Annotated in this window: 13 protein-coding genes; 5 read left to right on the top strand and 8 right to left on the bottom strand. The window is 71.1% G+C overall.

The features are described 5' to 3' along the window. The first annotated feature begins 348 nt into the window (after positions 1 to 348). A complete protein-coding gene (locus ACFHPP_RS22670; protein ID WP_437165508.1) occupies positions 349 to 1,545 on the top strand; it encodes a M23 family metallopeptidase in 1,197 nt (398 codons plus the stop codon). Positions 1,546 to 1,554: 9 nt separating this feature from the next. Here the strand turns inward: ACFHPP_RS22670 and ACFHPP_RS22665 are convergent, their stop codons facing one another. Beyond that, positions 1,555 to 3,237: a Na/Pi cotransporter family protein gene (locus ACFHPP_RS22665; protein ID WP_437165507.1), complete on the bottom strand. Its 1,683-nt coding sequence runs from the start codon at positions 3,235 to 3,237 to the stop codon at positions 1,555 to 1,557. 163 nt (positions 3,238 to 3,400) lie between these two features. On the opposite strand from ACFHPP_RS22665, the gene ACFHPP_RS22660 reads away from it, so the two are divergent. Both ACFHPP_RS22660 and ACFHPP_RS22655 read left to right on the top strand, forming a co-directional pair. Continuing rightward, a complete protein-coding gene (locus tag ACFHPP_RS22660) occupies positions 3,401 to 3,919 on the top strand; it encodes a TspO/MBR family protein (protein ID WP_437165506.1) in 519 nt (172 codons plus the stop codon). 143 nt (positions 3,920 to 4,062) lie between these two features. Continuing rightward, entirely contained in the window at positions 4,063 to 5,043 is a 981-nt protein-coding gene (locus ACFHPP_RS22655; protein WP_437165505.1) for a collagen-binding domain-containing protein, read from the top strand. Here ACFHPP_RS22655 and ACFHPP_RS22650 read toward each other — a convergent pair whose 3' ends face one another. From ACFHPP_RS22650 to ACFHPP_RS22635, 4 genes are all read right to left on the bottom strand, one after another. Next, on the bottom strand, positions 5,044 to 5,283 hold the full coding sequence (locus ACFHPP_RS22650) for a DUF2188 domain-containing protein (protein ID WP_437165504.1): 240 nt from the start codon (positions 5,281 to 5,283) through the stop codon (positions 5,044 to 5,046). It abuts the gene before it with no gap. 64 nt (positions 5,284 to 5,347) lie between these two features. Continuing rightward, positions 5,348 to 6,748 carry an amidase family protein gene (locus ACFHPP_RS22645; protein WP_437165503.1) on the bottom strand — a complete coding sequence of 467 codons (1,401 nt, stop codon included), beginning with the start codon at positions 6,746 to 6,748 and terminating at the stop codon, positions 5,348 to 5,350. Positions 6,749 to 6,800: 52 nt separating this feature from the next. After that, complete coding sequence (locus tag ACFHPP_RS22640) at positions 6,801 to 7,568, bottom strand: enoyl-CoA hydratase-related protein (protein WP_437165502.1); 768 nt, start codon at positions 7,566 to 7,568, stop codon at positions 6,801 to 6,803. Further along, positions 7,565 to 8,212: a 3-oxoacid CoA-transferase subunit B gene (locus ACFHPP_RS22635; RefSeq protein ID WP_437165501.1), complete on the bottom strand. Its 648-nt coding sequence runs from the start codon at positions 8,210 to 8,212 to the stop codon at positions 7,565 to 7,567. Before ACFHPP_RS22635 ends, ACFHPP_RS22640 begins: the two co-directional genes overlap by 4 nt. Before the next feature lie 140 nt (positions 8,213 to 8,352). On the opposite strand from ACFHPP_RS22635, the gene ACFHPP_RS22630 reads away from it, so the two are divergent. Further along, positions 8,353 to 8,757, top strand: a complete 405-nt coding sequence (locus ACFHPP_RS22630) for a host attachment family protein (RefSeq protein ID WP_437165500.1) — start codon at positions 8,353 to 8,355, stop codon at positions 8,755 to 8,757. Between the two features lie 6 nt (positions 8,758 to 8,763). Here the strand turns inward: ACFHPP_RS22630 and ACFHPP_RS22625 are convergent, their stop codons facing one another. Genes ACFHPP_RS22625 through ACFHPP_RS22615 form a run of 3 tightly spaced genes read right to left on the bottom strand, consistent with a single transcriptional unit; the run spans position 8,764 to position 12,394 of the window. After that, a complete protein-coding gene (locus ACFHPP_RS22625; protein WP_437165499.1) occupies positions 8,764 to 9,444 on the bottom strand; it encodes a 3-oxoacid CoA-transferase subunit A in 681 nt (226 codons plus the stop codon). Continuing rightward, positions 9,441 to 10,316 carry a MaoC/PaaZ C-terminal domain-containing protein gene (locus ACFHPP_RS22620; RefSeq protein ID WP_437165498.1) on the bottom strand — a complete coding sequence of 292 codons (876 nt, stop codon included), beginning with the start codon at positions 10,314 to 10,316 and terminating at the stop codon, positions 9,441 to 9,443. Before ACFHPP_RS22620 ends, ACFHPP_RS22625 begins: the two co-directional genes overlap by 4 nt. 2 nt (positions 10,317 to 10,318) lie before the next feature. Next, positions 10,319 to 12,394, bottom strand: a complete 2,076-nt coding sequence (locus tag ACFHPP_RS22615; RefSeq protein WP_437165512.1) for an acetate--CoA ligase family protein — start codon at positions 12,392 to 12,394, stop codon at positions 10,319 to 10,321. Between the two features lie 198 nt (positions 12,395 to 12,592). Here ACFHPP_RS22615 and ACFHPP_RS22610 point away from each other — a divergent pair, with 198 nt between their 5' ends. Continuing rightward, positions 12,593 to 13,015, top strand: a complete 423-nt coding sequence (locus ACFHPP_RS22610) for a hypothetical protein (RefSeq protein ID WP_437165497.1) — start codon at positions 12,593 to 12,595, stop codon at positions 13,013 to 13,015. Positions 13,016 to 13,057: the final 42 nt, after the last annotated feature.

Here is a 13,057-nt window from a genome sequence, read left to right as displayed (position 1 = left end):
ACAAGGTCGCGTCCGAGGCCAGAACCCTGACCACCGGCACTATCGCATCGCTGCGAGAGACCGCTGCCGTTGCAGCGGGGGCGAGTATCTAGCGGATCACTCCGCCGATTGCAAGCCCCGCTTTCCGGCGGCCCGACCGAACCGTGAGGCTCTGCGTCGGTGGCCGGCTTCTACGGCCCAGGCCGGGGGGAGTCAACACGGCCCCACGCAATGCGTCACATATCAGCCATCGCCCGCAACCCCTTGACTTTGCTGACTCCGTACCATTGCGCATACAGGATTTACGTTGACAGCCGCGGCCTGTCTGAAGAAGTTCCCGGCCATCACGAGCCCGGACATGAAATCAGCATGACTTTAAAACTGCGCCTCGCCCTGTTCCTCTGCGCTGGCCTGGCCGCCCTTCCGGCCCCTGCCAACGCATCGGACCCGCCGGAGGAGGCGCAGCGAATCGTCACCGTGCAGTCCGGCGACACACTCGGCGGACTGCTGCAGGAAGCCGGTGCGGTGTCCGAGGACGCCCATGCCGCAATTGCAGCTCTCACCCCGCATTTCGACCCGCGTTCCCTCTCCGTCGGGCAGGAAGTCGGCGTCCGGCTGGATGAGGAGGAGGGCCTCCTCGGCCTCGAGATCGCGCCGCAGCCCGGCCAGACCATCACCCTGCGCCGGGATGGCGCAGCCTGGGTGGTGCAGGAAGCCACCGCGCCCCGCCTCCGCCACCTGGCGCGGATCGAGGCGCGGATCGAAGGCGGCGTCTTCGGCACCCTCACCCGCGCCGGCCTGCCCGGACCCCTCACCCATGCCTTGATCCGCGCGCTGTCGCATGAGGTGGATTTCCAGCGCGACCTGCAGCCGGGCGACCGCATTGCCGTGGCGTTCGAGCGCCTGCGCGACCCGAATGGCGACCTGCTCGGCCACGGCCAGCTGCACCATGCCGCCCTGACCCTGGGCGGTGAGGTGATGGAGGTCTGGCGCCATGCCGGGCCGGACGGCGAGGTGGCCTGGTACCGCGCGGATGGCACGCCGCTCGCTGGCGGCTTCCTGCGCACGCCGTTGGATGGCGCGCGGCTGACCTCCGGCTTCGGCATGCGGCGCCACCCCGTCCTGGGCTACAGCCGGCGGCACGAAGGGCTGGATTTCGCCGCGCCGCGCGGCACGCCGATCTTCGCGGCAGCCGACGGGGTCATCGCTTCCGCCCGCTACGAGCGCGGTTATGGCCGCACCGTGCGGATGCGCCACCCGAATGGGGTGGAGACGGTCTATGCCCACATGTCCCGCTTCACCCGCGGCCTGAAGGCCGGTGACCGGGTAAGGCAGGGCGCGGTGATCGGTGCCGTCGGGTCGACCGGCATGTCGACCGGCCCGCATTTGCACTACGAGATCCGCATCGCCGGCCGGGCCCAGAACCCGACCCAGGTCGCCCTGCCGAACGGCACCCCGCTGCGCGGGCAGTCCCTGGCCGAGTTCCAGCAGAACCGGGCGGAGCTTGGCCGGCAGCTCGCGACCCTGTCCGCCACCGTCACCGAAGTGGCGATGGCCTTCGACTGAGGGCCGCGTTCAATCGCTGCCGGCGAGGCTCTCGGACAAGGGAGCTTCGACCGCCAGCCGGCTCGGCAGCAACTCGCCGCGGCGTTCCAGCAGCGGGTGCGCCACCATCGCGAAATGCGCGCCGATCCGGCGCAGGTCGCGCACCGCATCCAGCAGCAGTCCGGCCGCGGCTCCTCCCTCGGCGGCGGACCGGTCCGCGGCCTCGGCCATGCGGGCCAGCGCCAGGCGCTCGGCGTCGCGCAGCGCCTCCTTCTCCCGTACCAGGCGGCGGGCGGCCTCGGCATCCTCCCGCATGAACACCGCGACGGCGAGACGAAGCTGCGCCTGCAGGCGCAGGTGCAGGCCGGTGATCTCGGCGGCGATGTCGGCCGGCAGCACCAGGCCACGACGCAGCCGCTTGGTGGCGAGGCCCCCGAGATCCCGCTCCAGCACGTCCCCCGCATGTTCGAGCGACACCGCGAAGGCACGGATTTCCGCCAGCCGACGCGCATCCTCCTCCCCCAGATCGTCCTGCGGGATGCGGGCCAGGTAGAACTGCACCTGGCGGTGCAGCCGGTCCACCACGTCGTCCAGGCGCTTGGCGGCCTTCGGCCCCTCCCGGCTGCCTTCCTGGAAGGCGGCGGTGGAGGCGACCAGCATGGCCTCCACGGTATCGGCGATGCGCAGCACCTCCCGCGCCGCATTGGCCAAGGCCACCGGCGGGGTCTCCAGCGCGCCGCTGTCCAGGTAGCGCGCCGCGCCGGCATCCTCCGCCTGTGGGCGGTCCGGCACCAGGCGCTCCAGCAGCCGCGCCAGCGGGCCGAGCAGCGGCCAGGCGAGCAGCGCGGTGCCGAGGTTGAAGGCGAGATGCGCCTGCGCCGCCGCCAGCCGGCCCATCGGCTCCAGCCAGGCCGCCGCCTGCGGCAGCAGCGCCAGGACGATGGCGGCACCCAGCAACCGGTTCGCCAGGTTGCCGAGCGCCACCCGCAGCCGCGCGCGGTCCGGTCCGATCTCCCCGGTCGCGGCCAGCAGCGGGTTCAGCGCGCTGCCGATATTGGCGCCGAGCACCATGGCGACGCAGGCCTCCGCCCCCACGGCGCCAGAAGCCACAAGGGCCGCGATGAACAGCATTGCGGCGACCGAGGAATGCGCCGCCCAGGCCAGCAGCGCCGCCACCAGCAGGTTGGGCAGCGGCATGCCGGCGAAGGCGTCCAGCACGACATGCAGGGTGGGGGAGGTGCCGACCGGCGCCATCGTCGCACCCAGCAGGTGCAGCGAGGTCAGCATCAGCCCGAGCCCGATCGCGACCCGCCCGAGGTCCCGCACCCGCCCGCCGGCGCTGCGCCGGAAGGCGACGACACCGGCCAGCACCAGCCCCGGCGCCAGCGCATTCGCCGGGAAGGACAGCACCAGCACGATCAGCGCGGTGCCGAGGTTGGCCCCCAGCATCGCCGCCAGCGCCGGTGCCAGCGCCACCCCGGCGCCGGCGGCAAAGCTGCCGAGCATCAGCGCCGTGGCGGTGGAGGATTGCAGCGCCGCCGTGATCCCGAGCCCCGCGAGCACGGCGCGCCAGCGAGTGCCGAGCCCGATGCCGAGCACGTGGCGCAGCCGCATCCCGAAGCTGCGCTGCACGCCGGACTGCACCATGTGCAGCCCCCAGAGCAGCAGGGCCGCATGGCCCGCCAACTCCACCAGCAGCAGCGCCTGGGACACCGCCCACCTCTCTGTCATAAAACTGCAATAGTGCAGTCTAGACGTCCGCAGTCCGGATGAAAACCGGTGACGGGGGCGCGGGTTCGGCTCTCGCCGGAATGTGGCCGGCGCCCGGGCGCGTTTCGCGGTGGACAGCGCCGGCGCCGGGCCTCATCTAGGTTCCATGAACTGGACCCTGATCCTCGGCGCCGTCAGCTGCCTGGTTGCCTGCTTCGCGGCGGCGTCCACGGGCGCGATCTTCACGCCCGGCAAGTGGTACGCGGCGCTCCGCAAGCCGTCCTGGAACCCGCCGAACTGGCTGTTCCCGATCGCCTGGTCGGTGCTGTACCTGATGATCGCGACCGCCGGCTGGCTGGTCTGGCGGGAGGACGGGATCGGGCTGGCGCTGGTGGTCTGGGCCATCCAGCTGGTCTTCAATGCCGGCTGGTCCGCGGTGTTCTTCGGCCTGAGGCGGCTCGGCTGGGCGGTGGTGGAGGCGATCGGGCTCTGGCTGTCCATCCTGGCCTGCATCGTGCTGTTCGCGCCGATCTCGGCCTGGGCCGCCTGGCTGATGGTGCCCTACCTGGCCTGGGTCAGCTTCGCCGTGGTCCTGACCTACGCGGTCTGGCGCCGCAATCCCGGCCCGCATCCGGTGATGCGGCGGGAGGAGGCCGGCAGCCTGACGCAGCGGGCGCAGATGTAGCGCCTGTCGGAAAACCTGACAGGCATGCGGAGCCGTCCGTCGAAAAGACGGCAAGTAGCTGTATTTTTTAGATGTTCCGAGATGGCATCAGTCTTGCTCTTGCCTTGCGCAGTGATCAAGTCCTGCGCAAGGGAACCCCCTCGATGCATCTGCCGAGCCGCCTGCTGACCACCCTCACACTCCTCGGCGGCCTGACCGTGGCCCATGCGGGCGCCAGCGCCGCGCCGCTCCAGGCGCTCGATATCCTGCGTCAGTTCAACGTCACCACCAGCGGCGACTTCGCGACCAACTCGGATGTCGAGGGCCGCACCGTGATCGGCGGCAACCTGACCGCCGGCGCCACCTTCTACAACAATCCGGGCGCGGCCCAGGCCTCGGCGTTCCGGGCGCTGACCGTCTATGGCAGCAGCACCACCGGCCAGCCGCTGAACATCAACAATGGCGGCGGCGTCACCATCGCCGGCTCGGCCGCGGGCATGCTGAACGTGAATGGCGGCGGCGGGCGATCGGTCGGCGGCGGCCCGGATGGGGCGGCGCCGAACCCCCTGCCCGACTTCACCAGCAGCTTCGTCACGCCCCTCACCAACCTGTCGGCGCAGCTCGCCAGCCTGGCGGCGAACAGCGTGCTGCCGGGGTCGGCGACGCCGGGCTTCCCGAACAACGTGCCGATCACGGCCAGCGCCGGCAGCGGCCTCGCGGTGTTCAACGTGACGGTGGCGGAGCTGTCGGCCTTCGCCTCCTTCAGCGTGAACCTGAACGGGCGGGATGCGGCGATCTTCAATGTCAGCGGCGCCGCCTATACCGGCCAGGCGAACTTCCTGAACGCGACCTCGGTGGCGCGCGACGTCATCTGGAACTTCACCGGCGCCACCAGCCTGGATTTCCAGCGGCAATGGGGCGGCACGGTGCTGGCGCCGCTGGCCACCGTCCGCAACGGCACGCCGATCGAGGGATCGCTGTTCGCCGCCCGCTATGACGGCCGCGGCGAGATGCACAGCCAGCCCTTCCGCGGCAGCCTGCCGGTCGCGGACCCGGTGCCGGTGCCGGAACCGGCCAGCCTGGCGCTGTTCGGCCTTGGCCTGGCGGCGCTTGGCGTCCTGCGCCGCCGTGCACGCCGGGCCTGACTACGGCTGCACATCCGCATCCGGCCGGTCGGTCCCGGCCGAGTATTCGGTGTGCCACTGGCCCTTGTCGTCCTGGTACTCGATGGTCGTCGAGCTGCCCGGCACATGCTGTTCCCGCGCCACGCGCCGCGCGGCCGCCATGGCCTTGGCATGGCTCGGGAAGGGTTCGGAAAACACGTCGCCGAGCTTGTAGGCCCAGCCACCATCATGCGGGACCACGCGGTAGTGGATCTTGGTCATGGCCAGCCTCCTCCCTTCCCTCGCAACGGGTTTCCGCGGCCCGCGTTCCTTCGGGCGTCCTCCCTCAGGCCAGCACCGGGTCCACCGGGCTGGCCGGCACGCCCGCCGCCTCGATCGCCTCGGCCGCGGTGAACAGCAGGTCTTCCCGGTACCGCCCGGCCAGAAGCTGCACGCCGACGGGCACGCGGCCGACCAGGCCCGTCGTCACCACCAGGCCCGGCAGGCCCATCAGCGGCAGGCCGACCTGGGTCAACTGCGCCTCCATGATGCGGCGGAACGCCTCCGGGCTGCTGACGTCGTCCTGGTCCTTGAACGGCAGTTCGGCCGAGACGGGGGTAATGGCCACCGGATAGCGTTCGAAGAACCGCATCCATTCGCGGACGAAGGAGCCGCGCTTCTGCAGCCCGTCCATGAAGGCGTTCAGGTCCGGCACCGGGCACAGCGCCTCCATCTGGGCGAAGACGAAGCTGGCGTCGGGGTCGGCTTCCTGGTGCAGGCTGGCATTCAGGCCGCGGCGGCTCTCGGCCAGCCACAGCATGGCCTGGATCGCGGCGGGCTCGCGCAGCGGCGGGCATTCGGCCTCCTCCACCACCCAGCCGGCCGCCTCCAGCCGCTTCGCCGAATCGCGCAGCGCGGCCTCGACCTCCGGCGCCGTGGGCATGCCTTCCGGGCGGATGCACAGCGCGGCACGCTTCGGCGCCGGCGGGCCTTCCGGCGCGGCGTCGACCCACCACGGGTCGCGGGTGTCACGCGCCGACATCGCGGCGAAGGACAGCCGCAGATCGCCGATGGTGCGCGCGATGGGGCCGGACACCGCCATCAACTGCCCGCCGACATGGCGTTCGGCGCCCGAGGCGTTCCAGGCCGGAATCCGCCCCAGCGTCGGCCGCAGCCCGTGCACGCCGCAGGCATAGGCCGGGTAGCGGATGGACCCGCCGATATCCGTGCCATGCCCCACCGCGCCGATCCCCGCCGCCACCGCCGCCGCCGCCCCCCCGGAGGACCCGCCCGGCGTGATGCCGGGGTCGCGCGGGTTCTTCGTGTGGCCGTGCAGCCCGTTGCGGGTGAACCAGCGCAGCGAGAACGCCGGCGTGTTGGTGCGGCCGAGCAGTACGGCCCCGGCCTTGCGCAGGTTGGCCACCACCGGGTTGTCCTGCGTCGCCACCAGGTCCTTCTGCAGTCGCAGGCCGTTGGTGGTGGCATAGCCCTGCTGGTCCGCATTCACCTTGATGGTGACGGGCACGCCGGCCATCGGCCCCGCATCCTCGCCGCGCGCCATCGTCGCATCCACCGCCGCGGCCTGCGCCAGCACGTCATCCGGCCGGTAGTCGACCACCGCGTTGATCGCGGGGTTCGCCGCATCCAGTCGCGCCAGCGCATCCCGCGCCACCTCCACGGCACTCGCCTCGCGGCTGCGGATCAGGGCGGCGAGTTCGGTGGCAGGCATGCGCCAGAATGCGGTCATGAAGCGGGCTCCCCTTGCGTCGCGCGAAGGCTGCGGCGCAAGGGCAGCGCCGTCAACGTGGGCCGAACACCGGCTCCCGCTTCGCCATGAAGGCCTCGCGCCCCTCGGCATGGTCGGCGCTGAGGAAGCACATGGTCTGCCAGTCGCGCTCCCGCTCCAGCGCGGCCTCCAGGCCCTCCGCCAGCATGCGCTTGGTCAGCGCGAGGGGCAGCGCGGCCTGCGCGGCGAGCCCCGCGGCCAGACGCTGCGCCTCCGCCAGCGAATCACCCTTGGGCACGACGCGGTCCACCAGCGCGATGCGCTCCGCCTCCGCCGCCGCGATCGCCGCCGGATACAGCAGGATCTGCCGTGCCCGCGCCGCGCCGATGCGGGCCGGCAGGGTGAAGGGCAGGCCGAGATCGGCCATCAGCCCCACCTTGTTGAAGCCGGCCATGAAGCGGGCATCCTCCGCCGCCACGATGGTGTCGCAGGCGCAGGCCATGGACAGGCCGGCGCCGACGCACCAGCCCTCCACCGCCGCCACGATCGGCAGCCGGCCGCCGACCATCAGGCGGATGATGCGATGCGTCCGCCGCATCCTCTCCCGCCCCTGCTCCGCATCGCTGACATCCATGCCGGAAATGTCGCCGCCCGAGCAAAAATTTCCTCCTGCTCCGGTCAGCACGACGGCGCGGATGGCCTTGTCGCCCTGCCCGTCCTCCAGCGCGGTGAACAGCGCGTCGCGCAGCGGGATCGCCAGCGCGTTGCGCCGCGCCGGGTAATCCAGCGTCAGCGTCAGCACCGCCCCCGCACGATCCTGCCGAAGCTGCATGGCGCTCATGAATCGGTGTGCAGCACGGCGCCGGTCTGCGCCTGGAGATCGGCGAGCGACAATCCCTCCGCCAAAATCTCCCGCAGCACGAAGCCGCGCCCCGCCACCACATCCACCACCGCCAGGTTGGTGTAGATGCGCTGCACCGCCGCCGGCGCCGTCAGCGGATAGCCGCACCGCTCCACCAGCTTCGGCCGCCCATCCTTCGTGGTGTGGTCCATCACCACCCACAGCCGCTTGGCCCCCGCAGCGAGGTCCATGGCCCCCCCCACCGCCGGCGCCGTGTCGTTCTCGCTGGTCGCCCAGTTGGCGATGTCACCAGTCTCCGCGACCTCGAAGGCGCCGAGCACGCACAGATCGATATGCCCGCCCCGGATCATCCCGAAGCTGTCCGCGTGATGAAAGAAGCTGCCGCCCGGCCGCAACGTCACCTGCTGCTTGCCGGCATTCACCAGCCAGGCGTTCCCCTTGCCGGGCTCCGGTGCCGGACCCATGCCCAGGATGCCGTTCTCGGAATGCAGGATCACCTCCCGCTCCACCGGCACATGGTCCGCCACCATGGTGGGGATGCCGATGCCGAGATTGACGAACCACCCCTCCGGAATGTCCTGCGCCACCCGCGCCGCCATGCCCTGCCGCGTCACACCCGCCATCACCCTGCCTCCTGCCCACCCCAAGCTTATCGCCGGACCAGCGACGGTTCCACCCGGCCAAACCAATTGCCGCCCACTTCGTTATACCAGCACGCGCCCTTCTCGGCGCCTGTCCGGCCACTTTGGCCCAGGAGTTCCCCATGCATATCCCGAACAATGCCTATGTCGCCGTGGCCGATGGCGAGAAGCTTCAGCTCTACCGCAACGATGGCGACGCGGGCACGCTCGACCTCGCCGAGATGCAGGTGCCGGAGGTCGATGGCGACAACAAGGGCTCCGGCGGCCGCCATTCCAGCAGCTCCGCCAACCCCAGCGACAGCCAGCAGGACGAGGACGGCTTCGCCGCCGGCATCGCCGCGATGCTGAACCAGCAGGTGATGGCCGGGCACATCGAGAGCCTGGTCATCATCGCCGCCCCGCGGACCCTGGGGGAGATGCGCAAGCACTACCACAAGACGCTGTCCGCGAAGCTGCTGGGCGAGATTGCCAAGGACCTGACCGGGCATTCGCTGAAGGACGTCGCGGCGACCATCGCCGCCCACTGACGGGCTTCAGACCCAGGGCGCGCCGCGGCTCACCTGCACCACGCGCTGGACGAAGATTCCCGGCGTGTGGACATGGTCCGGGGCGATGTCGCCGAGCTCCAGGATGTGGTGCGTCTGGGCGATGGTGGTGGTGGCGGCCATGGCCATCACCGGGTTGAAGTTCCGGCCGGATTCCCGATAGGTCAGGTTGCCCCAGCGATCGGCCTGCCAGGCTTCGATGAGCGCCACGTCGCCGGGCAGGGCCAGTTCCATGACGTGCGGGCGGCCGTTGAAGTCGCGGGTTTCCTTGCCCTGGGCGAGCTTCGTGCCGGCACCGGTCGGCGTGAAGAAGGCCGGGATGCCGGCGCCGGCGGCGCGCATGCGCTCGGCCAGCGTGCCCTGCGGCACGATCTCCAGCTCCAGCTTTCCGGCGCGGTACAGCTCCTCGAACACGGTGGAGCCGGCGGAGCGGGGGAAGGAGCAGATGATCTTGCGGACGCGGCCTTCCATCATCAGCCGCGCCAGGCCGACCTTGCCGGCGCCGGCGTTGTTGGCAACCACGGTCAGGTCGCGCGCGCCCTGTTCCAGCAGGCCCTCGATCAGCTCGTCCGGTTGGCCGACGGCGCCGAAGCCGCCCATCAGCACGGTGGCGCCATCCTTCACCCCGTCCAGGGAGTCGGCGATCGACTGGACGATCTTGTTGATCATGCGAGGGGCTTGTCCTTGAGGGTGAAGCGGCCGTGGCTGATGACGATGAGGTCGCGTTCGGTCACGCGGGCGCGGAAGGCGGCGCCCTGGGCATCCGGCCAGATCTCGGTGCGGATCGTCTCGCCCGGGAAGACCGGGGCGGAGAAACGGCATTCCATGCGCCCGAATTTCTCCGGATTGCCATCGCAGACCAGCGCCAGCAACGCGCGGCCGACGACGCCGAAGGTGCCGAGGCCGTGCAGGATCGGGCGGGGGAAGCCGGCCTTGGCGGCCAGGGCCGGGTCGCTGTGCAGCGGGTTGTGGTCGCCGTTCAGGCGGTACAGCAGCGCCATCTCCGGCCGCGTCGGCAGGTCCAGCGTCACGGCCGGCGCGCTGCCCGGTTCCGCCGCAAGCCGCCGGATCGGCCCGTCCGGCCCGCCGAAGCCGCCGTCGCCGCGCAGGAAGGTGGTGCCGCCGACCGTCGCCAGCAGGCGGCCGGAGCCGGCGTCCAGGATGTCCCGCTCGGTGGTGAGCAGCGCGCCCTTTCCGGCGCCGCGATCCACCAGGCCGGTGACGCGGGACCGCCCGATGATCTGGCCCTCGGTCGGCAGCGGCGCGTGCAGGTCCACGAACTGCTCGCCCGCCACCAGCTTCACGGCGTCCACGCCGGTGGCGGGGTCGGCGAGCCAGAAGCCGGGATAGCCAAGCACCACCGGCATCGTCGGCAGCGCCAGCATTCCGGCGCCTTCCGTGACGTAGCGCAGCGCCGCCGCATCCATCGGGTCCTGCCCGATGCCCAGCGACAGCGCATACAACGCCGAATCCTGCCAGCGCAGGTCCAAGCGAATTTCCGGAATTGGAAAATTCAGCAGCGTCTCGTAATGGATGGGCATGGTCAGGCCACCTCGATCACGGCGTCGGCCGCGAAGGCGCCTTGCCCCGCCGGCAGCACCAGCAGCGGGTTGATCTCGGCGGAGGCCAGGCGAGGACCCGCCGCGGCGGCGAAACGGGACAGCGCGACGAGGGCCTGCGCCAGCGCCGCCACATCGGCCTTCGGTTTTCCACGCGCCCCATCCAGCAAGGGGAAGCCACGCAGGGATCGGATCATCGCCTCCGCCTGCCCGGCATCCACCGGGCAGCGGCGGAAGGCGACGTCCTTGAAGATTTCGATGAAGACGCCGCCGAGGCCGACCATCGCCATCGGCCCGAAGACCGGGTCGCGCACCACGCCGAGCGCGATCTCGACGCCGCCCGTCACCTGCTTCGCGACCAGCACGCCATCGATCCGCGCCTCCGGCGCATGGGCGCGGGCGCGCTGCATCAGCGTGGCGAAGCCCGCCCGCACCGCATCGGCGTGGCCCAGTCCGAGCAGCACGCCGCCCATCTCCGATTTGTGCAGGATGTCCGGCGACAGGATCTTCGCGACCACGGGATAGCCGATGGCCTCGGCAGCGGCCACCGCATCCTCGACGCTGGCGCAGGCGGCCTCGGGCACCATCGGGATGCCGGCGGCCTCCAGGATGCGCTTGGCATCGGCCTCGTTCGGCGAGGTGTCGGGCAGCGGAATGGGCGGCAACGCCGCGGCGGCCTCCGCATCCCGGGCAAAGCTTTCGCCGAATCGCCCCATCGCGGCGAGCGCGATCACGGCGCGGGAGGGATCCTCCATGCAGAGGAACCCATCCGCCTCCCACTCCCGGACCCGATCGAGGGGCGCCAGGATGGAAAGGACGAAGATGCGGTCCGGATGCGCGTCCAGCACCGCCTTCAGCTCCGTCCGCAGCCGCGGCGCGATGGAGGGGCTGGCCCCCCATTGCGTGAAGAAGGCGATGACGCTGGCATAGCCGCCATCGACCATCATGCTCTCGGCGAAAGTGCCGATCACGCTCATGTCGTTGGTGGCCTGCGCCGTGCAGTCCAGCGGGTTGAGCGGCGAGGAGAAGGGCACGATCCGCTTCAGCCTGGCTTGCGCCGCCTCCGGCATCGGCGGCATCGGCAGGCCGACGGATTCCGCCGCGTCCGACATCAGCACGCCGGCCCCGCCGGAGACCGTGACGACGCCCAGCGTGTTGCGCGCCGGAAAGATGCCGCGCTGCGCGACGTAGCAGACATCCAGCAGTTCTTCGGTGGTGCGGGCGCGGTGCACGCCGAATTCGGCCAGCACCGCGTCCATCACCCGGTCGTCGCCGGCGATGGAGGCGGTGTGCGACTGCGCCGCCGCCATGCCCAGCGCGCTGCGCCCCACCTTCATCATCACGACAGGTTTTCCCGCCCGACGCGCCGCCTCCAGCGCGGCGACGAAGCGCGGGCCGTTCTGGATGCCCTCCGCATAGGCGGCGATGACCTGGACCTCGTCGCTGCCGGCCATCCAGCCGATGATGTCGGCCAGGCCGATATCGGCCTCGTTGCCCGTGGTCACCAGAACCGGAGTCGCGATGCCGCGGTCGCGCGCGGCGGCGAACAGGTGGCTGCCATAGGCGCCGGACTGGCTTGCGATGCCGACGCCGCCCATCCGGGGCAGCGCGGTCCGCGGCCAGCCATTCTCGAAGCTCGCCGAGAAGATCGGGTAGTAGCCCAGCGTCGCGTTGAACATGCCGAGGCAGTTGGGCCCCAGCAGCCGCAGGCCATGCGGCCGCGCCGCCTCCAGCAGCCGGGCCTGCATCGCAGCCCCCGCCTCCCCGGTCTCGGCGAAGCCGGCGGTGAAGACGATGGCGGCGCCGCAGCCCCGCGCGCCGAGATCCGCCACCGCCTGGACCGCCGCCTCCCCGGGAATGGCCACGATCGCGGCATCGGGGGCCTGCGGCAGGTCCGCGACGCGGGCGAAGGCGGGCACGCCCTGCACCGTCGGCCGGTTCGGGTTCACCGGCATCAGCGCGCCGCGAAACCCCTGGGACAGCATGTAGGCCAGCGGGCGGCCGCCGATGCGGACCGGGTCGTCGGACGCGCCGATGATGGCGACCGAGGACGGCCGCAGCAGCCGATCGAGTTCCCGGAATTGCAGCGCAGCCTCCCCTGGCAGACGGGTGGCAAATTGCGGGAGGCGGTGGGTGCCGGCAAGACCCCGCGGGATCGTGAAGCCAAGCCTGCCGAGGGTCGCCGGTGTTGTCGCGGGCGGCGGGTTGATCCGGCCATGGGCCGCCTCATCTGCCGCCCTCAGGTGGAGACATTATACATGCGGAAGACGGCTCTCGCGGTGGTGATGGCGCTGCTGCCCGGCCTGGCCATGGCACAGCAATACGACAGCGGCTGGCAGCGCATCGCGCCTGCTGACCTGGTGAATTTGGAGCTGACCGGCGGCGGCGTGCGGCTGAACAACTTCATCGTGGCGCCGGCGAATGCACCGCGGGAGGGTGAGGCGCTGGTGAACTACAGCTTCTCCGCCAGCGCCGTGAAGCAGGTGGAAGGCCGCCGCAACGTGCGGGTGGAACTGGTGGGCATCACCGCGGACCGCACGCCGACCGTGACCTCCGCCCTGGTCTTCAACATCAGCAGCCCGCAGGCGAACCGCGCGGCGACCGACCAGCACCGCTTCATCGCGCTGCAAAGCGACATCGAGGCGACGGAGGCTTATTTCATCCGCGTCATGGTGCCCTGACGGTTCCGGCCGCCCCTGCCCCACCCTATGTTGTGTGCGTGG

Source organism: Falsiroseomonas sp. E2-1-a20 (genome assembly GCF_051433195.1).
Classification (GTDB): domain Bacteria; phylum Pseudomonadota; class Alphaproteobacteria; order Acetobacterales; family Acetobacteraceae; genus Falsiroseomonas.
Note: the sequence above shows the minus strand (reverse complement) of the source record. Positions and strands in the feature narration are given on the sequence as shown.